Origin of the sequence: Nocardia arseniciresistens (assembly GCF_046764875.1) — a bacterium.
Taxonomy (GTDB): domain Bacteria; phylum Actinomycetota; class Actinomycetes; order Mycobacteriales; family Mycobacteriaceae; genus Nocardia; species Nocardia arseniciresistens.
This window is the reverse complement of record NZ_JBKORD010000001.1, coordinates 663,513-687,263: the sequence shown is the minus strand read 5'-3', so window position 1 is coordinate 687,263 and position 23,751 is coordinate 663,513. Positions and strand designations below refer to the sequence as shown.

The window sequence follows — 23,751 nt, the reverse complement described above, 5'->3', positions numbered from 1 at the left end:
CCTGGCGGTCAGGGTTTGGCCTCGGCGAGCTCTCCGGCGCGCTGCCACGAGTTGCGTTCCTCGGCAAAGGCTTCCGCTTGGATGCTGCGGAACTCGCTGATGGAATCGGCGTTGTCGGCGAGGAATTGGCGGTAGTCGGCGAGGCGGAAGTCGCCGTCTTCGGTTTTCGTCTGGATGTTGCCCGCGGCGAAATCGGCACGTAGGTCGAGGAGTTCGTCGGCTTCGACTGGGTACCAGCGGATTCGGTCGAAATAGCGGAGCAGCCATGGGTTGTCGTCGAGGTCGGTGCCGGGGTTGCGGTGCTTCCAGACCTGGGTGGTGCGGCCGACGAACTGATAGCCGCCGGGGCCCTCCATGCCGTAGATGCACAGGTAGGCACCGCCGATGCCGACCGCGTTCTCCGGGGTCCAAGTGCGGGCGGGGTTGTATTTGGTGGTGACGAGGCGGTGGCGGGGGTCGGTGGGGGTGGCTACCGGGGCGCCCAGGTAGACATCGCCGAGACCGAGGACCAGGTATTCGGCGTCGAAGACGGTGTCATAGACATCTTGGACCGTGCCCAATCCGTTCATTCGGCGGATGAACTCGATATTCCATGGGCACCAGGGGGCGTCGGCGCGGACGCCGTGCATATAGCGGGTGATGGCCTCCCTTGTCGACGGATCGTCCCAGGAGAGGGGGAGGTGGACGGTGCGGCTCGGGACGATGAGCTGGTCGGAGGCCGGGATGTTGCGTTCGGCCTCGGCGAGCAGGTCGAGCAATGCGGGTACCGAGAGGACGGCGGGGTCGACGCGGACCTGCAAGGACCGGATGCCCGGGGTCAGCTCCGTCACGCCGCGCACATCGGCGGCCAGGAGATGTTCGTGCAGTGCGTGGACACGAGCCCGCAGTCCCAAATCCAGTGTCATAGTGCCGTATTCGACGAGCACACCGTCGTTTCCCTGGCGGCGGTAGGTTACGCCGGTCTCGTCGTCGACATCGGTGCGGCGCAGCACACCGTCGTCACCGTCGCCGCTGGTCGAGAGGACCGCGGACCAGGCGGCCCGCCGCGCCGGGCCGAGCTCACGGATGGAGGCCGCGCGCTCGCTGCGGATCGGCACGAAGCGCACGGCGTCGCCGGGGGCGAGTTGGCCCAGTTTCCAGCGGTCGGCGGCGACCACGGTGACCGGGCAGACGAAACCGCCGAGGCTCGGGCCGTCCGGACCGAGCAGGATCGGTGTGTCGCCGGTGAAGTCCAGCGCGCCAACCGAATACGGGGTGTCATGGATGTTCGAAGGGTGCAGTCCCGCCTCGCCGCCGTCGGTCCGAGCCCACTCCGGCTTGGGGCCGATGAGACGGACACCGGTCCGGTCGGAATTGAAATGCACTGCGTAGTCGGTGCCGATGATGGTGTCGAAGTCGGTGCGGGTGAAGAATTCCGGCGCGCCGTGCGGCCCTTCGGTAACCGCTAGCTCCCAGCGCCGACTCATCACCGGCTGCTCCTCCATCGGCACTGCCGTCGCCACTCTCCCGATATGCGGTGCGAGCGGCAATATCTCGCCGATCCGAAGTGCGTTGCCTTCGCTGCCACCGAACCTGCCGAGCGTGAAAGTCGCTACGCTGCCGAGATATTCGGGGAGCCGGATACCGCCTGCAACAAGCACGTAGCAGCGCATGCCCGGTCCGCGAACAGCGCCGACATCCAGGACGCCACCGGCGGGAACTCGCACCGTCCGCCATTGCTGCACCCGGATGCCGTCCACCGTGACCTCGGTGGGCGCACCGGTCACGACCACCCAAGTCGGTGCCGAAAACTTCAGCGCGGGCCCGCCGAGCGTGCATTCGAGTCCGGCCGCACCCTCGTCGTTGCCGAGCACACGATTGCCGAGCCGGAAGGACAGATCGTCCATCGGCCCCGACGGCGGCACACCGACATGCCAATACCCGGTTCGGCCGGGCCAATCCTGCACGGTCGTAAGCATTCCCGGGCGTATCACCTCGACCTGTGTGAGATCGGACGAGTACACGGTTGTGGGAGAGGAGGTTTCGGCAGCGCCGGGTGAACCGCTGGTCGTCGCGCCACCCAGCGGTAGTTCGGCGACGGTCATCGTGTCACCACCAGTCGAACGGCGGTGGGGTCGAAACCGTTGCAAGGGTTGTTGATCTGTGGACAATTCGAGACGAGCACCAGGGTGTCCATCTCGGCCAGAAGAGTGACTTTCTTTCCGGGAGCGGACAATCCGTCGACGATGCCCAGGGTGCCGTCGGCCTCCACCGGGACGTTCATGAACCAGTTGATGTTGGACACCAGATCTCTATTGCCGAGCCCCCATTTCAGGGCTTCGGCCAGGAAGTTCTCCACGCAGGCGTGCTGGTGTCGGGTGTGGTGGCCGTAGCGCAGGGTGTTGGACTCCTGTGAGCAGGCGCCCGCGATGGTGTCGTGGTTGCCGACCTCGTCGGCGACAACGGTCATCAGGGCGGCCCCCGCATCCGTGCGCAGCACACTGCCGGTGGTGAGGAAGATGTTGCGCTGCGCGGCGACGGTGGTTTGGGCGCTATAGCGGTCGGTATGGTCGGCGGCCGAGTACAGCAGGCAGTCGACGGCCTGATTGCCGTGCAGGTCGATGATCTCGAGCTGATCGCCTGTCCTGACCACCGTGGACCACGGCGCGCACGCGGGTACGGTCTCGTCGAGCACGATGGTGCGCGTCAGTGTCGAGTTCATACCGATGCCTCCATCGTCAGCGCGGCAGTCCAGGCTTGTTCGGTGTTCTGTACTGCGCGTTGGTATTCCGGGTCGGTGTTGTAGGTGGCGGTGAGGTCCTCCGGTGCGGACCAGGCGACGACGTCGAGATCCGTTGCGGGGCGGTCGTCGAGCGGGTGGGCGGCGTTGGCGATCAGTGCGACTACCGGCAGGTGCACGAGCAGATCGACCGAGGCGCCCGCACCTGCGCTGCCGGTCGCGGTCAGCGCGCCATCGGCTTCGACGCGGACACCGCGGAAGAACGACACCGTCGGTGCGATATCCCGTGGCTGGAGACCTTGTTTGGTTCCGGCGAGTCGCAGCAGGCCACGAGCCTCCGGCGTGGGTCCACACAGCGTGTCGTGGTGGCCGGATGTGTCGGCGAGCACGGTGGCCAGCACCCGGCCCTGATCGGAGAGCAAGGGATGTCCGTCCGCGAGGTAGGCCTGCCACGGCACCTTGACGGTGTCCGCGACATTGAGGCGTTCCCACGGCGCGTCGGCGCGTAGCAGCAGCAGATGTCCGCACGCGGCGCCCTCGGGGTCGCCGAGCCGGATGCGAGTGCCGCGACCGAGCACGACGTTGGCGTAGCCACCTGCCGGAATGCGCTGGGCCCAGGTGATCTTCGCGGTGGCGATGTCTGCGGGCAGCATCGGGTCGGCGAGAGCGGCCTCGGCTGCCTGCGATCGCGCGTGCGCGCGTGCGTCTGTGGTGGAAGCGGTGCTGGTCATCGGGTGTTCGGCGCGGTTACTCCTTCGTTCGGGGGAGTGGTAGCGCCTTCCTCCTTCCGGAGTCGGTCGGGTCGCGGGGGGTTCGGTGGCTGCGTCGGTTGGATTGCCCGAATGTGGATCAGGTGGTGCGGGATCGGCGGCGTCGGTTCGGTCGGTTCGGGTGTGCGCGGTGGTGGACAGCGGATGCGCACCACCGCGCACGGCCTGGTCAGGCGGGTACGACGGCGGGTTCGGCGGTCTCTACGCGGCGCGGTCGCGCATTGACGAACCGATGTACCACGACGCCGACGGCAACCACGACGATCACGAAAAGTGGTGCTGCCCAGAGCATCCACCAGCTGCCGCCTTTGGGGGTGTACACCTCGGCGCGCGGCCAGATCAGGTTCACAGCCATCGCGATGCCCCACCCGACGGCGAGCAGGTTGATCGGAATGCCGAAGCGGCCCAGATTGAACAACCCGGCGTCGGCGTTGTCGCGGCCCCAGCCCTGAAACCGCTTCACCAGCAGCGGCACCGTGACGAGCAGGTATGCCAGGTACAGCGTCACGATGCAGACGCTGGCCAGTGTCGCGAAGATCGCGGCGTTGCCCAGGTTGAGCACCAGCAGGCCGATGCCGAGCGCGCCGATCACGATGGCGGGCAGCATGGGCGTGCCGTAGCGCGGGTGCACCGCGGCGAGCTGCCCGGCGAACGGCAACTTGCCATCCCGCGCCATCGAGAACATCAGCCGTGAACCAGCGGTCTGGATTGCCAAGGTGCACACCATGATCGCCACCGCGACACAGCCGAGCAGTATCTTGCCCGCCGGGCTGTCGAGCTTCGAGGTGAGCACATAGGCCAGGCCGTCGGTGGCCAGCGAGCCGTCCGACAGGCTCGGTGCGGCCATCAGCGCGCCGATGAGCAGCAGACCGCCGCCGAGCGCGGAGACCGAGAGCGCGGTGAGGATGGTGCGCGGGGCCACGGTACGCGGATTCTTGGTCTCCTCGGAAAGCTCACCCGCGGAATCGAATCCGACCATCACGTAGGCGGCCATCAGGCCGGAGACCAGGAACGCGGCCCAGTAGGGCCCCGGTGCCGCCTGATCGGTTTGCAGCACCACGCCGGGGCCGCGCTCGGTGTGAGTGAAGAACAGCGCGACGATCGCGATGACGCCGACGATCTCGACGGTGACACCGATCGAGTTGATCTTCGACATCAGGTCGATGCCGATCACATTGATGACCGTGGTGACCACGAGCAGGACGCTGCCGAGCAGTACAGCATTCGTGGCGCCGGAGGGCGAGGTGAGCGCGGTGTCCTCGCCGACGACCTGGAATCCGCTCCAGATCGAGGGCAGCACCACCTGGAGCGCGATCGCCGCGGCCGCGGCGGTGACGATCTGGGCGATGACCATCATCCAGCCCGCGAACCAGCCGACGACTTCACCACCCAGTCGGCGCGACCACTGGTAGATGCAGCCCGAAATCGGATAGCGCGCGGCCAGTTCGGCGAAGTTGAGCGCGACGAGCAACTGTCCCGCGAACACAACCGGCCAGGTCCAAAAGAACGCTGCGCCGCCGAACGAGTAGCCGAGGCCGAAGAACTGGAAGATCGTGGTGAGGATCGAGACAAAGGAGAAACCGGCCGCGAACGAGGCGTAGCGGCCGAGCTTGCGGTGCAGCACCGGCTGATAGCCGAAGCTTTCGAGGTCCGCGCCGTCCGAGCTGGTGTCGGGTCGTGATGCGGGGGTAGCGGAGGTGGGGGCGGGCGAATCGACTTTAATGGCCATGGGTGAGGTCCTTCGGCGAGCGGCCAATACCTATCAGACGACAGTTTTGCGTTCGCGATCGCGCATTCGGTATCAGGCGTGTATCGCTTGGGGGAACCCCGGTTACTTTTGGATTGCCTGGATTTCTATCGAGTGACAGAAACCTCTCAGGCCGCCGACGACCGGGCGTGCGAACGCCAATGCGCCGGTGAGAGCCACGAAACGCGATGCCAGAATGGGCTGGTGGCAAACCTCGGCCCCGGCCGCCCTCGACTGGATCAGCGACCGCGTCGCGGGCAGACACCGCGTGCCGAGATCCTGGACGTCGCGGGCGAACTGTTCACCACCAATGGCTACGCCAATACCTCGACGCGGGTCATCGCCGACGCGGTCGGTATCCGACAGGCCTCGCTCTATCACCACTTCGCGGCCAAGGACGACATCCTCGACGCGCTGCTCGGCGAAACCGTCGCCGCACCTTTGGAACTCGTTGAGCGCCTTCGCGATGTGCCGGAGTCGGTGGCCGCGCGACTATACGCGCTGGCCTGGTTCGATGTCCGCCAGCTATGCGCGGCCCGTTGGAATCTTGGTGCGCTGTACCTACTTCCGGAACTACGCACCGAACGGTTTGCCGCCTTCCGGCTACGGCGCGACGAATTACGCAGGCACTACGAGGTATTGGCCGCAGCGGTGATCGCCGAGGTGGCGGGCGCGAGCGTCGCGGGAGTCGAGGGGCTGCCGTTCCGCCTCGTCGAGACGGTGATCGGCATCCGCTCCGATGCGGGCAGCGCGCCTGCCTATGTCGAGCGCACCATCCCCGATGCCGTGCTCCGGATGCTCAGTTGGCCCGGCGACCTGGACGGCCTCAGGGATGTGGCGGGCGAACTGCTCTCGCGACTACAGGCGGACTGACCTCTTTACGCCGGTATCAGCCCTTGCCGCTGGAAGCCTGGAACTCGAAGCCCCAGCCGTACATCTGGGCGATCTCCCGAATGCCGCTGCCCGGACGGCCCCCTGGGGGCCGAATGAAGGTGCCGTCGCGGCGAACGACGAACTCGCCGTTGAGGTTTTCGATGTGGGCGAGGACAACATCACGTGAGTTGTCCGTGGAACCGTCCATGGTCATCTCGATCGGCAACGAGTTGACCGGGTACAGCGTCGCGGTCGCCTGCACGCCGCGGAAATCGGTCGCACCCTCATAGATGGATGCGAACACCAGAATCCTGCGGAACTGCGCGGTGAAATCGAGGTTGATGTCGAGGTTCTCGCCGGTGGTGCTGCTGCCGGTCCTGTCGTCCTGGTCGAGCTTGATGAAGGGCGGACGATCAAGGGCGCCGAAGGAACGATCCAGGGCGCGAACGGATCCGATTCGACCGTCGGCCAGCTCGAAGAAGCAGCAGAGATCGAGGTCGAGCCTGCCGCCACCGCGCTTCCTGCCGAACAGGCCGCCACCGCTCTGCGGTGCCGCGGTCGTCCAGTTCAGGTTCACCCGCATGGTGCCCGAGATCGCGCCCTGCTTGGTCAGCGAGATCGACGGCGATTCCTTGGTCAGCGAGATCTTGCTGAGGTTGACCGGCGCTCCCGGCGGCGCGGGCGCCGGAGGGGGTGCGTACTGGTTGCCACCCGGGGGAGGGGGTGCGTACTGGTTACCCGGAGGAGGCGGCGCGTACTGACTGACTGGTGCGCCGGACGGTGCGGGCGGCGGTGCGTACTGGTTGGGCGGCGGTACCGGCGGATAGGGCTGCTGCGGTGAGGCCTGGGGGTAGGGCTGCTGCTGCGGCGGCGCGAATTGCGGCGCAGGCGGCGCGAACTGCTGCGGCGGTGCGGGCGGCGGTGGTGGTGGCGCGAACTGCTGCGCTGGTGCCGGAGTGGGCGCGTCGTCGACCGAGATACCGAAATCGGTGGCCAAACCGGCCAAGCCGGAGGCGTATCCCTGGCCCACTGCCCGGAACTTCCACGCGCCCTGGCGGCGGTACAGCTCACCGAGCACGAACGCGGTCTCCGTGGTGGCCCCGGTGCTGTCGAAGCGAGCTACTTCATTGCCGGTCGCCGGGTCGACCACGCGCACGAACAATCCGTTGAACTGTCCGAAGGTGCCGCCGTCCGCGGATGCCGCGATCACGATGGTGTCAACCTGCGCCTCGACCTGGGCCAACTGCACCGACAACGTGTCGAGGACGGTCGGCCCCTGCTGCTTGCCCTCGTACCGGACGGCGCCGGACGCATGTGCGGGCTGGTTGTAGAAGACGAAGTCGCTGTCCGACCGCACTTTGCCCGACACGAGCAACAGCGCAGACGCATCGGCGTCCGGAACTCCTTGGCCCGACTGCCACCCGAGCTCGACGCGGACCGCGGACATCGGCACCGGTACGTTGGCACCCTTCATCATCGACACAGGTGCCAACGGTATCGGAAACGCGACCCCGCGTCAGAACAACGTCGCCGTGTTGGGAACCACAGCCATGGCCGGACCAAGCATGCGTCGGAACCGGGCATTTCACGGGGACCACACGCCGCACCGGTACGGCGTGGTTGTGATGGGGCCGGGGTGTGACAGGGCAGGGCGGTTGCGACAGGAAGGCCGGTTGCCGCGACAGACGGGCTCGCGTCAGGCGTCCGCGCCGCGGGTCGGCGGTGCGATCTGCCAGTGCCGACTCAGCCCGCCCGCGATTTCCGGCAGCACCGTGACCGGGATTCGCTTGCGGCGCAGCATCTCCCGGATTTCCTGCACCTGCTCACGCTTGCGCATGTCGTAGGCGCCCGAGACCGGACGGAGCACCGGCGGAATGGACAGCAACACCAGTTCGCCGTGTCGTTCGTCGCCTCCGGAAAGGTCGAGGGCGAGCGACCACCTGGCCCGCTCGTCGAGGGCGAACCGCCCGGCGACGACCCGATCCCATTCGATGCTGGATTCCCGCCACGGGGTGCGGCGGTAGATCGCGCTTTCGGTGAGTACGACGGCGTCGCGTGCGAACAGTGCGACCAGGATCGCGATGCCCGCGACGACACCGGCCAGAAGCCCCGTGAACACCCGGTTCGGGCCGAACCCCGAGACGATCGCGCCACAGACGAGCGCGGTCACCCCGATCCCGAGGACGCCGTAGAACAGCGCTCGTCGAGTGGAAACCACGCCAGCGCGCACCATCGTCATCTCGCCTCCTGCCTAATGCGAAATCACCGTACCGGGTCGGCAGGCCCGCGCGATATCGCGTGGGTCACGCCTCCAAGGCGACCGCGGCCTCGCCCGTGTACACGAGAAACGTCAGGCTCTGCTGGAAGTACAGCCGCACCGATTCGGCGTCGTGCGACAGGTAGCCGATCGACAGGTCCTGGCCGAGTTGGAGATCGAAGTCGCCGCCACGGGTGGTCAGCACGAACGCGCCGTCGATGGCGGGCGCCCAGATGATCTCGCCTTCGGGAATGAGGCGTTCGATGTGGGTGCGGATCGGATGTCCATGATCGGAGGTCTCGCTGACCGCCGTGTACAGGTCCGCGCTGAGCAGCACCGAATACGGGCCGTCGACCCCCGCCAGCCGCAACGCGCTGAGCGCCTGGGTGACGGCCTCGGGTACCAGCCGCGGGTCGCTCGGCACGTTGATCGCCTCATTGGACGAACTCGCGCGAATACCGGTGATATTCGCCGCCGGATAGCCCTCGAAGATGGCGCGATCCTCGGCGAACGCGATGCGCCGCGCGGCCTCCTTCACCGGATCCAGATCCGTGTCCTTGGCGCCGCGCTCCACATCATCGAGTTCGTCGCGCGACAGCGTGAACGGGACCCGCAGCTCGACCAGCGGCGCGACAACGCGCTGGCACGCCTGCACGCCCTCGTCCGGCGCTGTGATCGAGGTGGTGCGGCCGAGACCGACGGCAGAGTAGTCGGTGCCGTGCGGACCGGACAGGTCGACGACACGACGTCCCGCGATGTGCCGCTTAAAGGTTCGGGTCGCCTCTTGTTCGATCGCCGACCATGCCTCGGAGGTGATCGGCGCGAGTTCGCGATGGAGGTTGTTCATAGCTGCATACTCCTTTTCATCGAGCCGATACCGAGTGATCCGTCCGTGATATCCGATTTGTCGTCGGCGCTCGACGATTCCCCGACCTCGGGAGGCCCCGGCGGTGCGTCGAGGAAATCTTGGGGCGGTGTGAAGAACGACGTGCCGGTCACTGCGGTGGAGAAATCCAGGATTCGGTCGTATTCGGCCTCGTCCGAACCGAGGAACATCCGCACGAGCATCGCCTCGGTGACGCTGGGTGTCGCGGCGTAAGCGACGTAGTACGTGCCGAATTCGTCGTCGCGGATGCTGCCGAACGGCATATTGGCGCGCAGTATCTGACGCTGGGTTCCGTCGGGATCGAGGATGGTGTTGACCGCGACATGGGAATTCGCGGGCTTGTCCTCGTCGGAGAACTCGATGTCGTCGAGTTTGGTTCGTCCGATGACCCGTTCCTGTTCGGGGACGGGAAGCTTTCGCCAGTCCGTCATGGCGTGCAGGTATTTCTGCACGATCACGTAGCTGCCGCCCGCGAAGTCGGGGTCCTCGTCGCCGACCAGCGCGGCGCGTCCCGCGTCCGAGGTTTCCGAGGCGCCCTCGGGGTTCTCCGTGCCGTCTACGAAGCCGAGCAGATCACGCTGCTCGAAGTAGCGGAATCCGACCGTCTCGTCGACGACGGTCACCGCGCCGTTGAGCCGGTCGCTGATCAGCATCGCCAATTCGAAACAGGCGTCCTGTACCTCGGCTTTGATGTGGAACAGCAGGTCGCCGGGTGTGGCGGGGGCTTTGTGCCTGGGGCCGTCATATCCGGGAAATTCGTGCAACTCCGCGGGGCGGGGGCCGGTGAAGAGCCGGTCCCACGCCGCGGAACCGATCGAGGTCACGCAGACCAATCCGGCCCCTGGTAACCGGAAGCCAACCGAACGGCGCAGGCCGGACAGGTCGGCGAGCACATCGCGCACCTTCTGTTCGCCACCCTCGTCGATGGTGACGACGAGGAAGATCGCGGCCGGAGTGAGCGGTTCGAGGATCGGTTGCGGATCGCCCATGATCATCAGCCTAGATGCCCGCGCCGACACATCACGCGAGCGGTGTGCCGCTACTTGGCGACCGTCAGCAGAAACGCGACGTCGTCCACTGCCTTGACGCTGTGCCGTGCCTTGGGCACAACCAGCAGGTCACCTGCCGAACCCTTCCATTCGTTCGTGCCGCTGATCAACGTCAGCGTGCCGCTGAGCACCAGCAGCGTCGCCTCACCCGCATTGTCGTGCTCGGCCAGACTCTGGCCCGCGCTCAGACCGACAACGGTCTGGCGTAGCGAATTGGCGTGCCCGCCGTAAATGGTCTGCGAACTACGCCCGCTCGTAGCGGTGGCTGCCAATTTGAGCTGTTGGCGAGCGACCGCTGTCAGCGATTTCTTGTCCATGGACCGCCTTTCACATTTCACATCCACCCGAGTCAGGGCTGGTGACACGGGCTGTGTGTGCGAGGTGGACGGATGTCCCACCGCCGCTTATTCAGGAGTATGCCCGACGTCTGCGTGCCGCGGGCTCGGTTTGATTGCCCGCACTGTGTGCGGCGTGTTCATCGCCGTCACCGCGGGTCGAACGGTGTTGTGCTGCTGCGGCGCAGCGTTGCCGGAGGTTTGCCGATTAGTCGGATCGGCTGCGAACGTAATGACGAATCCGGAAGCGAAGTCCGGTTTTCGACTCGCGCAACGGCGCTGGTTCGGCGTCGTGCCATTCGGGGCCGATTGTGGGTGCGTAGGCGTCGCCTTCGACGGTGGTTTGCACCTCGGTGACGAGCAGGTCGGTCGCGAAATCCATAGCGGCGCGGTAGATCTCGCCGCCACCCGCGATCCACACCGTGTCAGGGGCGCTCATGGACATGGCCTCGGGGAGTGATTCCGCACGCTCGGCACCCTCGGCGGACCAGTCGGATTGTCTGGTCACCACGATGTTGCGGCGGCCGTCGAGGGGGCGGAATTTGGGGGGTAGCGAATCCCAGGTGCGCCGGCCCATCACCACCGGATGGCCCATGGTTACAGCCTTGAAATTCGCCATATCCTCCGGCACGCGCCACGGGATGGTGTTCTCGAAACCGATTACCCCGTCGGGTGTTTGCGCCCAGATGAGCCCGATCGTGCGGTTCGGTTCGCTCACACCGCCACCGGGGCCTTGATGGCCGGGTGGTGTTGGTAGTCGACGATTTCTACGTCCTCGTAGGCATAGTCGAACAGGCTCGCCGCCCGGCGCAGCCGCAGGGTTGGAAAGGGGTACGGATCGCGGGTCAGCTGTTCGGTGACCTGCTCGACGTGGTTGTCGTAGATGTGGCAGTCACCGCCGGTCCAGATGAAGTCGCCGGGCTCGAGTCCGGTCTGCTGCGCGACCATCTGGGTGAGCAGTGCATAGCTCGCGATATTGAACGGGACGCCGAGGAACAGGTCGGCGCTGCGCTGATAGAGCTGGCAGGACAGCTTGCCGTCGGCCACATAGAACTGGAAGAAGGCGTGGCACGGTGCGAGTGCCATCTTGTCCAGCTCGGCGACGTTCCAGGCCGAGACGATCATGCGGCGCGAATCGGGGTTGGTGCGCAGGGTCTGCAGCACCTCCGAGATCTGGTCGATGTGGGCGCCGTCCGGTGTCGGCCACGACCGCCACTGCACGCCGTAGACCGGGCCGAGCTCGCCGTCGGGGCGAGCCCATTCGTCCCAGATGGATACGCCGTGCTCCCGCAGCCATGCGACGTTGGAATCGCCGCGAAGGAACCACAGCAGCTCGTAGACGATCGACTTCAGGTGCACCTTTTTGGTGGTGATCAGCGGGAAGCCCGCCGCGAGGTCGTAGCGCAGCTGATGGCCGAAGATGCTGCGTGTTCCGGTCCCGGTGCGGTCCGCCTTCGCCGTCCCGGAGTCCAGGACCAGACGGAGCAGATCCTCGTATTGGGTATCGCGAGCATTGGTGGCCACGCCTCGCGAGTTTACTGATGCCTGGCAAGCTCTCCGCACATGCGCAAGCTCTACGTGATCGGCATCGGCGCCGGCGACCCCGACCAGGTGACGGTGCAGGCCATCAAGGCCATGCGGCAGGTCGAAGTGTTCTTCGTCATCGGTAAGGGCGCCGACAAGCAGGAACTCGTCGACGTGCGGACCGCCATCCTGACCGAGCACGTCGAGGGCGACTACCGAATCGTGGAGATCGCGGACCCGCCGCGCGACCGCATGCCCGCCGACTATCAGCGTGTCGTACAGGACTGGCACGATCGCCGCTGCACGCTGCTGGAGGCGGCCTTCGCACAGGTCGACGGGGTCGGCGGCATTCTCGTGTGGGGTGATCCTTCGCTGTACGACAGCACCTTGCGGATCGTCGAGCGGGTGCTCGAGCGTGGTGCCCAGAGCTTCGATTACGAGGTGATTCCCGGTGTCACGAGCGCGCAGTCGCTGGCAGCCAGGCACCGGACGGTGCTGCACCGCATCGGTGAACCCGTGCACATCACCACGGGCAGGCGGCTGCGTGAGGATGGCCTCGGCCCCGGCTCCAACCTGGTGATGCTGGACGGAGATTGTGCCTTCACCGAAATCCCCGGTGCCGACCTGCACATCTGGTGGGGCGCCTACCTCGGTATGCCCGACGAAACCTTGATCGAGGGCCCGCTGCGTGAGGTCGAGGACGAGATTGTTCGCCGTCGTGGTGAACTGCGTGCCGCGAAGGGCTGGATCATGGACATCTACCTACTTCGCGCAGGCACTTAGCCCTGCTCATCGCACCCTCGAGTGTCGGTATGCCCGGGTAGCCTGGGATTCGTGCCCGAGCTACCTGAGGTGGAGGCGCTGGCGCAGTTCCTGCGGGAGCACGCGGTCGGCGCAGTCGTCGGGCGCGTCGATGTGGCCGCGTTGAGCGCGGTGAAGACGTTCGACCCGCCGGTGACGGCGCTGTCCGGGCGCGATGTGACCGGTGCGGGTCGGTTCGGAAAGTTCCTCGGGCTGGAATGCGGCGGGCTGTGGTTGATCACGCACCTGTCCCGCGGTGGTTGGCTGCGCTGGATCGATCAACCGAGTGCGACACCGCCGCGGCCGGGCAAGGGCCCGTTGGCGTTGCGCGTGCATTTCTTCACTCCCGAGGGTGCGACGCCCGCGTTCGATCTGACCGAAGCGGGCACCAAGAAGCGGCTTGCGGTCTACATCGTCGACGACCCGAAGCTGGTGCCAGGCATTGCCCGCCTCGGCCCCGACGCGCTCGAGGTGACCGAGGAGCAGTTCACCGAAATCCTGCACGGCACCTCGCAGCGCATCAAGACCGCGATCGTCGACCAGACACTGATCGCCGGGGTCGGCAACGCCTACTCCGACGAGATCCTGCACACCGCGCGCATTTCACCGTTCGCCAACACCAAAACCATGTCGGCGGAAACGATCTCGATGCTTTACGCGGCCATGCGCGCCGAGCTCACCGACGCTGTGCAGCGATCGGTCGGCCAGGACGCCGCACGTCTCAAAGGTGAAAAGCGTTCCGGCATACAGGTACACGCGCGCACCGGGCTGCCGTGCCCGGTCTGTGGCGACATCGTTCGCGAGGTCTCCTACGCTGAGCGGTCGTTCCAGTACTGCGCGACCTGTCAGACCGGCGGCAAAGTGCTGGCCGATCGGCGCATGTCACGGTTGTTGAAGTAGTCCGACATTCGGCGCGCGCGCTCCGATCGCATCACGTCAGGGTCGGCACCCGAATGTCTTGCCAAGCAATGCGTTTGGTCTGGTCCGGGTCGTTCTCCAGTCGGGTCGGATCATCGATGATCAGAGTGGTGCGGCGGTCCTCGGTGTAGGCGGGCCAGGACGGCAGCGGTACGCCATTGCGGGCGAAGGAGAGCCAGTTGTCTTGGAATTGGCGGGTGACCGCACGCAGGCCGCGGCGGCCGCCCGCTGCGGTGATGGCTCGACCGAAGGGGGTGTCGACCGCGCCGAACACCGGGATCAGGTCGGACGCGTGGGTCGCGCCGACGCCTGCGAGATGGAATGCGCGCGGGGCGAAGTCGTAGCGGTAGGCGTAGGTGGGGGCATGGCGGCTGTGGCCCTCCATCGCGGTGACGGAGGGTCGCCAGAACACGTAGTCGCCGCCCGCGCGCACTACGACCTTGGGCGCTGGATATCCGGGATAGGCGGCGATGACCCGGAATTCGGCGTCATCACCCGCGCGCGACAGCAGCCTGTGTAGCCGGTCGGGGTTGGTCGGCAGCTCATCGGCGAACCTCGCGAACAGGGCGCCTTCCTCGCGATTGGTGCCGATGATCAGAGGCACCCGGTGTGCGGTGCCGTCGGTGATCGCCTCGATCGGGGCCTTCGGCAGGTATACGCCGTCGACGATCGGCGCGATAGGGAACAGGCCCGGGTATTCCCTCAGCACCTCGGCGCTGCTGCGGTCGACAGCACGGCGAATGTCGTTCGCGCTGGCCGTGATCAGTGCCTCGGCCGCGTTTTCGGTAGTTGCCCCGAGAGCCTCGACACAGCGGCGGGCGAAGACGCGGGCGTCATCGGAGCTCATCGCCCAGTCGGCGGGTGGGCTCTGTGCGATACCGCGATGGAACAGGCCCTCGGCCGCCGGTGTGGCCAATAGTGAGAGCACCGAGTGCGCGCCCGCGGATTCACCGAAGATGGTGACATTGCCGGGATCACCGCCGAATGCCGCGATATTGCGCTGCACCCATTCGAGCGCGGCGACTTGGTCGCGTAGCCCGAGATTGGCGTCGAAGGGTCGCTCCGGTGTGCTGAATTCGCCGAAGTCGACGTAACCGAACCCGCCGAGGCGGTAGTTCAGGGACACCACGACCGCATCGCCGCGCACCGCTAGCCGCGCCCCGGAGTACAGGCCAAGCGCGGACGTCCCCATCATGTAGCCGCCGCCGTGGATGAACACCAGCACCGGCCGCGGTGTCGAGGAGCGCTCGACCGGTGCGACGACATTGAGTGTCAACGAGTCTTCGCTGGTCGGCTGGTATTGGCGCGGCCCGATCCGCGCACCCGACCTGTGCTGCATCGCGGCGGCCGCGAAACGGGTCGCCTCGCGGACACCTGCCCATGGCACTACCGGTTGTGGCGCACGAAAGCGCAGGTCGCCCAACGGGGCTGCCGCGTAGGGAAGGGACCGCCAGCGTGCGACGCGACGGCCGTCGTGACCGCGGACAACTCCGTCGGCGGTCGTGATATCTGCCATCCATCGATGGTAACTACGTTCGGCGTGCTTCCAACAGACGTAACCAGAGCTCACTTACCGTCGGGTAGGAAGGCACTGCGTGCCATAGTGCCGCCAGCGGTACCTTGCCCACTACCGCGATGGTCGCCGCGTGGATGAGCTCGCCTACCTCGGGACCGACGAAGGTCGCACCGAGCACCGTGTCGGCGTCCGCATCGATCACCAGCTTCGCGTGCCCGGCATAGTCGTCGCGCGCCAACGAAGAACCGGCCACCGCGATATCGGTCTCCACGGTCTGCACCGAATAACCGGCCTTGCGCGCCGCGGCCTCGGTGAGTCCGACCGAGGCGACCTCGGGTGCGGTGAACACGACCTGCGGGACTTGCTCGTGATCGGCGGTCGCGGCGAAACGTGCTTCGGAGAGCTCCCGGCCCTCGGCGCGTGCGGCGATGACGTCTCCGCACACCCTGGCCTGGTATTTGCCCATGTGTGTCAGCGCGGCGCGCCCGTTCACATCGCCTACCGCGTACAGCCAGTCGCCTTCGACACCACGCGCGGTCAATCGGTCGTCCACGTCGATGGATCCGTCGGGCAACCCGATCGTGGACAGGCCGAGTTCTCCGGTCGCGGTCGCGCGCCCGGCGGCCACGATGATTTCGTCGGCCTCGATCCGCGCATCGTCGGGTTCGAGGTTGTCGCCGCGCAATCGAACGGTCACGGTGCCGCCGTGTATCCGCCCTTCGCCGGTGTCCTTCGCGTCCGTGCGGTCCACCTGCGCGAGCTGGGTGCCGAAGCGGACCCGAACGCCCACGTCGGCCAATCCGGCGGCGACTCGCTCCCGTGCGAACGGTTCGGCATTGGCCAGCACCGAACCGCCGCGCACCAGCAGCGTGACCTCCTCGGCACCGAGCCCTGCCAGCCAGGTGGCCGCCTCGCATGCGACGACCCCGCCACCGACGATCACCACTCGCCGGGGAACTTCGCGCAGGTTGGTGGCATCACGTGAGGTCCACGGCAGTGCGTCGCGCAGGCCGGGGATGTCGGGGACGCTGGCCTTGGTTCCGGTGGCCAGCACCACCGCCTGCCGCGCGCGCAGCGTGCGGCCGCCGACCTCGACCAGGCGCGCACCGGCGAGGCGTCCACTACCGCGGATCACGTCGATCCGGTTGTCGGTGGCCCACTGCACCTGCGAACTGTCGTCGTGGTTGTGGGTGAAGCTGTCGCGTCTGGCCAGCACCGCGTCGAGGTCGAGGCCGCTCGCGGTGATCCCGGCCATCGCCTTCGCGCCCGACAGGACATGCACGGGCCGCAAGAGCGCCTTACTGGGCATACATGCCCAGTACGAGCATTCGCCGCCGACGAGTTCGTGCTCCACGATCGCCGCGGTGCGCTCGCTACCCGCGATGGCGTAGGCGGCCGCGTTCTCCCCGGCAGGCCCACCACCGATCACGATGACGTCGTACTCGGTGGCGGCCGGCCCCGAGGTCATTGCAGATAGCCCTCGACCTGATGGGCCGAACTGACCTCTGCCCCGTCCGGTGGCGCACCCTGAGCGATGCGGGCCCGTCGGTGCCGCAGCAGATCCCACGCCTGGTCGAGCATTACTTCGAGCTCGGCGAGCTGCTTTCGTTCGGACACCGGATCGACCTCGCCGGCTGTCGCCTTCGACCGCAGTTCGTGCTCGCGGTCGACCAAATTCTTGATACGCGCAAGGATGTCCTGTTCGGTCATCAGACCATGCTACGACTGGGCCAGGCAGTCTCCGGCCGCGGGAACGGCGATCTTCAGATCGGCCCAGCTGAGCGCGGTGTACCCGAGGGCGATGCCGAAGCACCGTTGTGCGCCGCTGTGGTGGCGGGCCAGTCCGTCGAGCGCGACGCCGCGCGCCCGGCCTGCGGCGACGGCTCGCCGCTCCGCCTCGGCCGATTTCAGCGGCACCACGATGTGCGAACCGGCGTCGTCGCCGAGCACGTCGAGACCGCGTTCGCGCATTTCGTCGACGACCAGTGCGCGGCGTGGCGGCAGCGCGCGGCGCAATCGGCGCAGGTGCCGCGCCAGGTCGCCGTGCTCGGCGAACTCGACAAGGACACGTTGACCCGCCGGGCTCGGACCGGTTCCGGTCAGTTCCCGGTGCGCGAGTACCGCGTCGGCGATTTCCGGGGCCGCGACCAACCAGCCGGTTCCCAGGCTCGGCGACAAGATCTTGCTGGTCGTGCCCAAATGCACGACGACGTCCGGCGCCATCGCCGCGAGCAGCGGCAAAGGCGCTGTGTCGTAGCGCAGTTCACCGTCGTAGTCGTCCTCGATGATGGGCACGCCCGCCTGCCTCGCGAATTCGACGAGCTGAACCCGCCGCGCCGCGGGCATCCGTGCGCCCAGCGGAAACTGGTGTGCGGGTGTGCAATACACCGCCTTGATGCCGGGCGGGATCAGATCGACCCGGAGTCCGTCGGCATCGACGGGAACGGGAAGCACGCGGACTCCCGCGGCGACGAAGGCGCCGGCGGCACGCCGATAGCCGGGGTCCTCCATCGCGATCGCATCACCGGGCCGCAATAGCGCGGCCGCGAGTTCGCTTACGGCCGAACTGGTTCCGGCGGTCGCGAGTACGACGGCGTCGCTGTTCGCGCCGAGACCGCGGTGGCGCAGCAGATGCTCGGCGATCGTCGATCGGAACTCCGGCTCGCCACCACGATCCTTGCGGACCATCGGTGCGATGTCGGCGGCGGCTCGCCATGCCCTGCGCCATGCCGACTGATCGATGGCCTCGACGCAGGGTGCGCCGGGGCCGAGGTCGAGCAGTTCCGGGTTGTCGGTCGATTCGGGCATGGCACCGAGGCGGGTGGGAGTCGCGGTGGGCGCGGTAGTCAGATAGGTGCCCGATCCGCGTTTGCCCGCGATCCACCCCTCGGCGTGTAGCTGGTCGTAGGCCGCGGCGACGACCGTGCGGCTCACGCCGAGCCGCTGCGCGAGCGACCGTGAGGACGGGAGTCGGTCGTCGATCCGCAGCACGCCCGTGCTCGCCGCGGCCCGTAGCCCCTCGGCGACCTGCGTCGAAAGCGGCCGCGCCGCGTCGCGGTCGAGCGCGAGCGGGAGTTCGTCGAGCACGGCAGCCTCCAGAATTGGACTGTGGAAATTTCCTTGAATTGGCTATTTCAGAATGCCACTTAACGCCCTCAAGATAGTGATATGACCAAGTCGACCACTTCTCGGCCCCCGCTCTCGCCGACGACGCGCAGCACTCCCACCCGGGCGAAGGACCGGGCCAGGGCCGACAGGGCAGAGCTGGACGCGGTCCTCGACGCCGGTCTGATCTGTCACCTCGGTGTGGTGCTCGGGGGCGGCCCCGTGGTGATTCCCACCAGCTACGGGCGCGACGGCAACACGCTGTACCTGCACGGCTCCACCGGCGCGGGCAACCTGCGTGCGGCACTGGAGGGCGATATCTCCATCGCCGTCACCCTCGTCGACGGCCTCATCTACGCCCGCTCGGCCATGCACTTCTCGATGAACTACCGCTCGGCTGTCGTGCGCGGTCGCGCAGTAGAGGTGACCGACGCCGACGAGCGGATGCACGCCTTACGCATAGTGACCGAGCATGCCGCACCCGGCGCGTGGGACCGTGTGCGCCGGCCCGACAAGAAGGAGCTGGCCGCGACCAAGGTGCTGGCCCTCGACCTCACCGAGGCATCGGTAAAGGTCAGGACCGGCGGCCCGAACGACGACACCGAAGACATCGAGACCGGTGGCGTGTGGGCGGGTGTGCTGCCGATACGGCAGGTGTGGGGCGCGCCGGTTCCTTCGGCAGACCTCGAGCCCGGCATCGAGATCCCACAAGACGTACTCGACCGATCACCACGGGGTCAGTGACAAGCGGCATGTCGCTGATGTCCTGGTGGCGAGATCTGTTAGGGCGGTATTGGATTCGATGAGGGTGGAGTCGAGGCCGACCAGGGACAGGATGTAGTCGTCGGCGATTCGGCACAGGTAGCCGGATAGGCGGGTGCGGGGGAGTCGGTTCGCGGTGAGGGCGGGGTGGATGGCTCTGGCCGCGACACCGGTGCAGTGGTGTGGGCCGAGTGCGTACAGGGAGCTGGGAAGGGTTCCGATGTTGGAGCAGAGGATGTCTCGTTCGCCTGCGCCTTTGGACAGCGCGTGGGCCAAGCGGTCGGGAACTACCTGTAGGAGCTCCTCGGGGAGACCGCCGGGGCTGGACATGCGGCGCTCGTAGGCGATTCGGGACTTCTCGCGAATCGACGCGGGGGTGTCGGCGCGGCCGACGGTGATCTCTGTCATCGACAGGTCGTTGTCGACACGCGGTTCTTCTCGGGTGTCGACGGGCAGGCTCACGTCTATCGTCGCGTGCGGGAATCCGCCGGCCCACAGCATGTTCGCGGTCAGCCAGATGAACAGGCTGTTGGCGGTGCCGCCGCGGTCGGCGGCAGTCCGGTCCCACTCCGATACCGCGCATCGGAAGATCGCGCTGTGCGTCAGCGCGCTGCCGGCGCCGGCGCGGGAGTGGTCCGCCGCCGCTGTCGCGGGCCGTTTCGGAATGCCATTGCGTATCGCACGGGCGGTGCCGCGCAATACGATCGACCACTGCCGCAGGGCATCGGTCCAGTCCGAGTGTGGGGCCCCGGGATTCGTGGGCACCACGGAGTCGGTCATGGCCTTGCCCGGTTCGGCCGCGGTTCGGCCGCGTAAGGCGGCGTCGACCGCGAGCGTCAGTGCGCGGCCGTCGGCGATGGCATGTGAACACGTCAGGGAGACAAGCGATCCGCCGTCGTCGAGCGCGACGGCCGACAGTCGCCAGCCAGGGCCGGACTCGGGATCGAGGTCGGTGCCTTGGTTGTCGGCCCAGTCGAGCAGCGCTGTGGTCGGAATCGGCCGGTCGGTGATGTCGAGCGGGTGGGCCCTGGTGTTGGGGCGCCAGGATCGGCGGGCGCCCGGCACGCGTGGGCCGATCACGCGGCGCCCCAACGGCCCTGCGCGCAGGGCAGTGTGGACCTGTTGGAGCAGCCGCGGGTCGATGCGGTCGGCAGTGCGCCACAGGCCCTGGAGCGCGATGGGCGTGCCGAGGCCGCGGTGCGTGCGCAGAAAGATTTCGTCGACGACGCTCAGTCGGTCTGCGCCGTTGAGTTGATCGCTGCCGCCGAGTCGATTCCGTGCGCCGGGCCCGCTCATCGGGTCAGGTGCGTGCGCCGTGTCGGCCCGCGCCTGCGGCGAATCTTTGTGCGCCATCCAGTGCGCCGTCGGTGAGGGCGGTTATGCCATGGCGGAACTCGTTGCGGATGGCTGCTTCCTCTTCGAGGCCGTCCTGTTCGAGCAGCGACATCCGGTCGGTGCGCAGACAGGTCTGCGGCAGCACGGCGAGCTGTGCGGCGATCTCTTCGGCTGCCCGGCGCGAATCACCGCTCGGCACAACACGGTTGACCAGGCCGATCTGGAGCGCTTCGGAAGCGCCGACTTCGCGGCCGGTGAGCACCATGTCCATTGCGCGACCTGTCCCGATGATGCGCGGCAGCCGGACCGTGCCGCCGTCGATCAGCGGCACACCCCAGCGTCGGCAGAAAACGCCGAAGACGCTGTCCTGCTCTGCGATTCGCAGATCGCACCACAGTGCGAGCTCGAGACCGCCCGCTACCGCGTAGCCGGAGACGGCGGCGATCACGGGCTTGGACAGCTTCATGCGGGTGGGGCCCATGGGGCCGTCCCCTTCTTCGGTCGCCTTATTGGAGTTATCGGTGCCGAGCGCTTTGAGGTCCGCGCCCGCGCAGAAGGTGCCGCCGTCACCCCACAGCACCGCGACGGATGCGTCTGGGTCGGCGTCGAAGGCGCGAAACGCATCGGCCAGCGCGGCGGCCGTCGGGCCGTCGACGGCATTGCGGGCGGCAGGGCGATGCAAGATGACGGTGGTCACGGGGCCGGAGCGTTCGACACGGACGGCGGCACCGTTGGCTTGGTCAGTCACGTATCCGACCATACGACGTAAAACCATCAGGAAACAGTCCTTGCGCGAAGAAATGAATCTGTGCTTCACTTCTTGGGTGGTGTATCGCAGAACCCCTGCCGTGCAGGCTCGTCTCGACGCGCAGGCCACGCTGATCGTGCAGGCCGCGACAAGGGTGCTCTCCAGGGAGGGCTTCGCCGGGCTGTCCATGGCGGCTGTCGCGAACGAGGCGGGCGTGGCGACCGGAACGGTGTACAAGCAGTTCGAGGGCAAATCCGAACTGGTAAGCGCGGTCTTCAGGAAGGTGGTCGCCCGCGAGGTCGCCGCGGTCACCGCGGCCGCCGAACGGACAACCCCGGTCGAGGCCGGAGCGTCCGCGGTAGAACGCGTCACCGCGGCGGTGGAAACCTTCGCGGGCCGCGCATTGAAGAATCCGAAGCTCGCCTACGTTCTGCTCGTCGAACCCGTCGACGCCGCGGTCGACACCGAGCGGCTGCACTTTCGGCGCGCCTTCGCCGAATCCTTCGAATTCGCTATCGCCGAGGGAGTTTCGCGCGGGGAACTGCCCACACAGGACCCACGAACCAGCGCCGCCGCACTGGTCGGTGCGATCGGCGAGGTGCTGGTCGGCCCGTTGGCCGATGCGCCACACGGCGAATCAGTTGTCCCAGAACTCGTTGCCTTCGCGATGCGCGCGCTCGGCGTGCGCGACGAACCCCCACGCGCGATGAACCGCAACACGATGAACCCCAACACGATGAACCTGAGCGCCGAGGGCGCTCACTAGAAACAGGAGTCGTCCGATGCCGACGCATGAGGTTTTCAACCAGGTTCCGAACATCGTGCCCTTCGATGTCTCGCGCAACCCGGCGCTGCTCGAGGGTCTGCACCGCGAGGGCGCGGGCTGGGCCGAGCAGGAGGTGTGCGAACTCGGCGTGCTCGCAGGCGGTTTCGCGGCGCAGGAGTGGGGACGGCTCGCCAACGAATATCCGCCGGTACTGCACACCCACGACCGCTACGGCAACCGCATCGACGAGGTCGAATTCCACCCGCACTGGCACGACCTGATGAATGTCGCTGTCGCACATGGACTGCACGGCTCGCCGTGGTTGGACGACCGGCCCGGCGCCCACACCGCGCGTGCCGCCAAGTTCTACACCTGGGGCGTCGCCGATGCCGGGCACATGTGCCCGATCTCGATGACTTACGCGGTGGTGCCCGCGCTGCGCCACAACAAAGAGCTCGCCGCGAAATACGAACCACTGCTCGGTTCCAGGACCTACGACTTCGGTCTGCGTGAGCCGTCCACCAAGGCCGGTCTCATCGCGGGCATGTCGATGACCGAAAAGCAGGGTGGCTCCGACGTTCGCGCGAACACCACCACCGCGACTGTGCAACCGGACGGCAGCTACCGGCTGGTCGGACACAAGTGGTTCACCTCGGCGCCCATGTCGGACATGTTCCTCACCCTGGCACAGGCCCCCGGCGGTCTGTCCTGCTTCCTACTGCCTCGGGTGCTGCCGGACGACACCCGCAATCCCATTCGGATCCAACGACTCAAGGACAAGCTCGGCAATAAGTCCAATGCCTCTTCGGAGATCGAATACGAGAACGCCACCGGCTGGTTGGTCGGCGACGAAGGCGCCGGGGTCAAGACCATCATCGAGATGGTGAATATGACCCGTCTCGACTGCGTGATCGGCTCTTCCACCGGAATGCGCGTCGGCGCGGTGTACGCCGCGCACCACGCGCGGCACCGGGATGTCTTCGGCAAGAAGCTGATCGACCAGCCCGCGATGCGCAATGTGCTCGCGGATCTGGTGATCGAGTCCGATGCCGCGACCACCGTGATGATGCGCCTTGCCGGGGCCACCGATCGGGCCGGCCAGGACCCGGCCGAGGCCGCATTGCGCCGAATCGCGTTGGCGGTCACCAAGTACTGGGTCTGTAAACGCGCACCGTCGCATGCGGCGGAGGCGCTGGAATGCTTCGGCGGCAACGGTTATGCCGAAGAATCCGGCATGCCGCGCCTTTATCGCGAGGCCCCGCTCATGTCCATCTGGGAGGGCTCGGGCAACGTCGCGGCCCTGGATGCGTTGCGCGCCATGGGGCGTCAGCCCGAGACCGTCGAGGCTTATTTCAACGAGGTCTCGCTGGCTCGCGGCGCGAATCCCCGCCTCGACGACGCCATTACCCGCGTCGGCAAGGAACTTTCCGACCTCGGTGACATCGAATACCGCGCTCGTCGCATCATCGAACTCATGGCTCTGGTGTTGCAGGGCGCTCAACTGGTCCGTCACGGTCACCCCGCCGTCGCGGATGCTTTCTGCGCCACCCGGTTGGGTGAGGACTGGGGCATCGCCTTCGGCACGCTGCCCACCGGTGTCGACACCGGCGCCATCATCGAACGCGCCTTCGTCTAATTGC

At 67.0% G+C, this 23,751-nt stretch carries 23 protein-coding genes; 6 read left to right on the top strand and 17 right to left on the bottom strand.

What is annotated here, in order from left to right; genetic code table 11:
* Positions 1–8: 8 nt before the first annotated feature.
* The 4 genes from ACLMAJ_RS03185 to ACLMAJ_RS03170 form a co-directional block, all read right to left on the bottom strand.
* Complete coding sequence (locus tag ACLMAJ_RS03185) at positions 9–2,084, bottom strand: 5-oxoprolinase/urea amidolyase family protein (protein WP_412011912.1); 2,076 nt, start codon at positions 2,082–2,084, stop codon at positions 9–11.
* Positions 2,081–2,701 (bottom strand): urea amidolyase associated protein UAAP2, encoded by a 621-nt coding sequence (locus tag ACLMAJ_RS03180; RefSeq protein ID WP_412011911.1) that lies wholly within the window; start codon positions 2,699–2,701, stop codon positions 2,081–2,083. Before ACLMAJ_RS03180 ends, ACLMAJ_RS03185 begins: the two co-directional genes overlap by 4 nt.
* On the bottom strand, positions 2,698–3,450 hold the full coding sequence (locus tag ACLMAJ_RS03175; RefSeq protein ID WP_412011910.1) for a DUF1989 domain-containing protein: 753 nt from the start codon (positions 3,448–3,450) through the stop codon (positions 2,698–2,700). The genes ACLMAJ_RS03180 and ACLMAJ_RS03175 overlap by 4 nt, the downstream gene beginning before the upstream one ends.
* Positions 3,451–3,658: 208 nt before the next feature.
* Positions 3,659–5,218: an amino acid permease gene (locus tag ACLMAJ_RS03170; RefSeq protein ID WP_412011909.1), complete on the bottom strand. Its 1,560-nt coding sequence runs from the start codon at positions 5,216–5,218 to the stop codon at positions 3,659–3,661.
* 222 nt (positions 5,219–5,440) lie between these two features.
* Between ACLMAJ_RS03170 and ACLMAJ_RS03165 the strand changes: the two genes are divergently transcribed.
* The gene (locus tag ACLMAJ_RS03165) at positions 5,441–6,109 is read left to right on the top strand and encodes a TetR/AcrR family transcriptional regulator (protein WP_412011908.1); all 669 of its coding nucleotides are present in this window, start codon (positions 5,441–5,443) and stop codon (positions 6,107–6,109) included.
* A 16-nt stretch (positions 6,110–6,125) separates the two neighbouring features.
* Here the strand turns inward: ACLMAJ_RS03165 and ACLMAJ_RS03160 are convergent, their stop codons facing one another.
* From ACLMAJ_RS03160 to ACLMAJ_RS03130, 7 genes are all read right to left on the bottom strand, one after another.
* Positions 6,126–7,586 (bottom strand): TerD family protein, encoded by a 1,461-nt coding sequence (locus ACLMAJ_RS03160; RefSeq protein ID WP_412012031.1) that lies wholly within the window; start codon positions 7,584–7,586, stop codon positions 6,126–6,128.
* 219 nt (positions 7,587–7,805) lie between these two features.
* Positions 7,806–8,348 (bottom strand): hypothetical protein, encoded by a 543-nt coding sequence (locus ACLMAJ_RS03155; RefSeq protein ID WP_412011907.1) that lies wholly within the window; start codon positions 8,346–8,348, stop codon positions 7,806–7,808.
* A 64-nt stretch (positions 8,349–8,412) separates the two neighbouring features.
* Entirely contained in the window at positions 8,413–9,213 is an 801-nt protein-coding gene (locus ACLMAJ_RS03150) for a family 1 encapsulin nanocompartment shell protein (protein ID WP_412011906.1), read from the bottom strand.
* Complete coding sequence (locus ACLMAJ_RS03145; RefSeq protein ID WP_412011905.1) at positions 9,210–10,241, bottom strand: Dyp-type peroxidase; 1,032 nt, start codon at positions 10,239–10,241, stop codon at positions 9,210–9,212. Before ACLMAJ_RS03145 ends, ACLMAJ_RS03150 begins: the two co-directional genes overlap by 4 nt.
* 50 nt (positions 10,242–10,291) lie before the next feature.
* Entirely contained in the window at positions 10,292–10,618 is a 327-nt protein-coding gene (locus ACLMAJ_RS03140) for a cupin domain-containing protein (RefSeq protein ID WP_378688246.1), read from the bottom strand.
* Between the two features lie 226 nt (positions 10,619–10,844).
* Complete coding sequence (locus ACLMAJ_RS03135) at positions 10,845–11,354, bottom strand: dihydrofolate reductase (RefSeq protein WP_412011904.1); 510 nt, start codon at positions 11,352–11,354, stop codon at positions 10,845–10,847.
* The gene (locus ACLMAJ_RS03130) at positions 11,351–12,160 is read right to left on the bottom strand and encodes a thymidylate synthase (RefSeq protein WP_412011903.1); all 810 of its coding nucleotides are present in this window, start codon (positions 12,158–12,160) and stop codon (positions 11,351–11,353) included. The genes ACLMAJ_RS03135 and ACLMAJ_RS03130 overlap by 4 nt, the downstream gene beginning before the upstream one ends.
* A 39-nt stretch (positions 12,161–12,199) precedes the next feature.
* Between ACLMAJ_RS03130 and cobF the strand changes: the two genes are divergently transcribed.
* The gene (gene cobF, locus ACLMAJ_RS03125; RefSeq protein ID WP_412011902.1) at positions 12,200–12,943 is read left to right on the top strand and encodes a precorrin-6A synthase (deacetylating); all 744 of its coding nucleotides are present in this window, start codon (positions 12,200–12,202) and stop codon (positions 12,941–12,943) included.
* Between the two features lie 51 nt (positions 12,944–12,994).
* Positions 12,995–13,861 (top strand): Fpg/Nei family DNA glycosylase, encoded by an 867-nt coding sequence (locus tag ACLMAJ_RS03120; protein WP_412011901.1) that lies wholly within the window; start codon positions 12,995–12,997, stop codon positions 13,859–13,861.
* A 31-nt stretch (positions 13,862–13,892) separates the two neighbouring features.
* Here ACLMAJ_RS03120 and ACLMAJ_RS03115 read toward each other — a convergent pair whose 3' ends face one another.
* From ACLMAJ_RS03115 to pdxR, 4 genes are read right to left on the bottom strand one after another with little or no spacing between them, the layout of a single operon-like run.
* On the bottom strand, positions 13,893–15,395 hold the full coding sequence (locus tag ACLMAJ_RS03115; RefSeq protein ID WP_412011900.1) for a carboxylesterase/lipase family protein: 1,503 nt from the start codon (positions 15,393–15,395) through the stop codon (positions 13,893–13,895).
* Positions 15,396–15,408: 13 nt separating this feature from the next.
* Positions 15,409–16,863, bottom strand: a complete 1,455-nt coding sequence (locus ACLMAJ_RS03110; protein WP_412011899.1) for a dihydrolipoyl dehydrogenase family protein — start codon at positions 16,861–16,863, stop codon at positions 15,409–15,411.
* Positions 16,860–17,105, bottom strand: a complete 246-nt coding sequence (locus tag ACLMAJ_RS03105) for a DUF2630 family protein (RefSeq protein ID WP_412011898.1) — start codon at positions 17,103–17,105, stop codon at positions 16,860–16,862. Before ACLMAJ_RS03105 ends, ACLMAJ_RS03110 begins: the two co-directional genes overlap by 4 nt.
* A 9-nt stretch (positions 17,106–17,114) precedes the next feature.
* On the bottom strand, positions 17,115–18,482 hold the full coding sequence (gene pdxR, locus ACLMAJ_RS03100) for a MocR-like pyridoxine biosynthesis transcription factor PdxR (protein WP_412011897.1): 1,368 nt from the start codon (positions 18,480–18,482) through the stop codon (positions 17,115–17,117).
* Between the two features lie 81 nt (positions 18,483–18,563).
* Between pdxR and ACLMAJ_RS03095 the strand changes: the two genes are divergently transcribed.
* Complete coding sequence (locus ACLMAJ_RS03095) at positions 18,564–19,244, top strand: pyridoxamine 5'-phosphate oxidase family protein (protein WP_412011896.1); 681 nt, start codon at positions 18,564–18,566, stop codon at positions 19,242–19,244.
* Here ACLMAJ_RS03095 and ACLMAJ_RS03090 read toward each other — a convergent pair.
* Complete coding sequence (locus ACLMAJ_RS03090) at positions 19,227–20,615, bottom strand: hypothetical protein (protein WP_412011895.1); 1,389 nt, start codon at positions 20,613–20,615, stop codon at positions 19,227–19,229. The genes ACLMAJ_RS03095 and ACLMAJ_RS03090 overlap by 18 nt on opposite strands.
* Positions 20,563–21,345 carry a crotonase/enoyl-CoA hydratase family protein gene (locus ACLMAJ_RS03085; protein ID WP_412011894.1) on the bottom strand — a complete coding sequence of 261 codons (783 nt, stop codon included), beginning with the start codon at positions 21,343–21,345 and terminating at the stop codon, positions 20,563–20,565. Before ACLMAJ_RS03085 ends, ACLMAJ_RS03090 begins: the two co-directional genes overlap by 53 nt.
* 76 nt (positions 21,346–21,421) lie before the next feature.
* Here ACLMAJ_RS03085 and ACLMAJ_RS03080 point away from each other — a divergent pair, with 76 nt between their 5' ends.
* Both ACLMAJ_RS03080 and ACLMAJ_RS03075 read left to right on the top strand, forming a co-directional pair.
* Positions 21,422–22,111, top strand: coding sequence for a TetR/AcrR family transcriptional regulator (locus ACLMAJ_RS03080; protein ID WP_412011893.1), 690 nt, complete (start codon positions 21,422–21,424; stop codon positions 22,109–22,111).
* A gap of 16 nt (positions 22,112–22,127) precedes the next feature.
* The gene (locus ACLMAJ_RS03075; protein WP_412011892.1) at positions 22,128–23,747 is read left to right on the top strand and encodes an acyl-CoA dehydrogenase family protein; all 1,620 of its coding nucleotides are present in this window, start codon (positions 22,128–22,130) and stop codon (positions 23,745–23,747) included.
* Positions 23,748–23,751: the final 4 nt, after the last annotated feature.

What these genes read in the sequence shown, in the direction of transcription:
- ACLMAJ_RS03185 (WP_412011912.1), bottom strand. Translation starts at nt 2,084, where the DNA reads ATGACCGTCGCCGAACTACCGCTGGGTGGCGCGACGACCAGCGGTTCA.
- ACLMAJ_RS03180 (WP_412011911.1), bottom strand. Translation starts at nt 2,701, where the DNA reads ATGAACTCGACACTGACGCGCACCATCGTGCTCGACGAGACCGTACCC.
- ACLMAJ_RS03175 (WP_412011910.1), bottom strand. Translation starts at nt 3,450, where the DNA reads ATGACCAGCACCGCTTCCACCACAGACGCACGCGCGCACGCGCGATCG.
- ACLMAJ_RS03170 (WP_412011909.1), bottom strand. Translation starts at nt 5,218, where the DNA reads ATGGCCATTAAAGTCGATTCGCCCGCCCCCACCTCCGCTACCCCCGCA.
- ACLMAJ_RS03160 (WP_412012031.1), bottom strand. Translation starts at nt 7,586, where the DNA reads ATGATGAAGGGTGCCAACGTACCGGTGCCGATGTCCGCGGTCCGCGTC.
- ACLMAJ_RS03155 (WP_412011907.1), bottom strand. Translation starts at nt 8,348, where the DNA reads ATGACGATGGTGCGCGCTGGCGTGGTTTCCACTCGACGAGCGCTGTTC.
- ACLMAJ_RS03150 (WP_412011906.1), bottom strand. Translation starts at nt 9,213, where the DNA reads ATGAACAACCTCCATCGCGAACTCGCGCCGATCACCTCCGAGGCATGG.
- ACLMAJ_RS03145 (WP_412011905.1), bottom strand. Translation starts at nt 10,241, where the DNA reads ATGGGCGATCCGCAACCGATCCTCGAACCGCTCACTCCGGCCGCGATC.
- ACLMAJ_RS03140 (WP_378688246.1), bottom strand. Translation starts at nt 10,618, where the DNA reads ATGGACAAGAAATCGCTGACAGCGGTCGCTCGCCAACAGCTCAAATTG.
- cobF (WP_412011902.1), top strand. Translation starts at nt 12,200, where the DNA reads ATGCGCAAGCTCTACGTGATCGGCATCGGCGCCGGCGACCCCGACCAG.
- ACLMAJ_RS03115 (WP_412011900.1), bottom strand. Translation starts at nt 15,395, where the DNA reads ATGGCAGATATCACGACCGCCGACGGAGTTGTCCGCGGTCACGACGGC.
- ACLMAJ_RS03110 (WP_412011899.1), bottom strand. Translation starts at nt 16,863, where the DNA reads ATGACCTCGGGGCCGGCCGCCACCGAGTACGACGTCATCGTGATCGGT.
- ACLMAJ_RS03105 (WP_412011898.1), bottom strand. Translation starts at nt 17,105, where the DNA reads ATGACCGAACAGGACATCCTTGCGCGTATCAAGAATTTGGTCGACCGC.
- ACLMAJ_RS03095 (WP_412011896.1), top strand. Translation starts at nt 18,564, where the DNA reads ATGACCAAGTCGACCACTTCTCGGCCCCCGCTCTCGCCGACGACGCGC.
- ACLMAJ_RS03090 (WP_412011895.1), bottom strand. Translation starts at nt 20,615, where the DNA reads ATGGCGCACAAAGATTCGCCGCAGGCGCGGGCCGACACGGCGCACGCA.
- ACLMAJ_RS03075 (WP_412011892.1), top strand. Translation starts at nt 22,128, where the DNA reads ATGCCGACGCATGAGGTTTTCAACCAGGTTCCGAACATCGTGCCCTTC.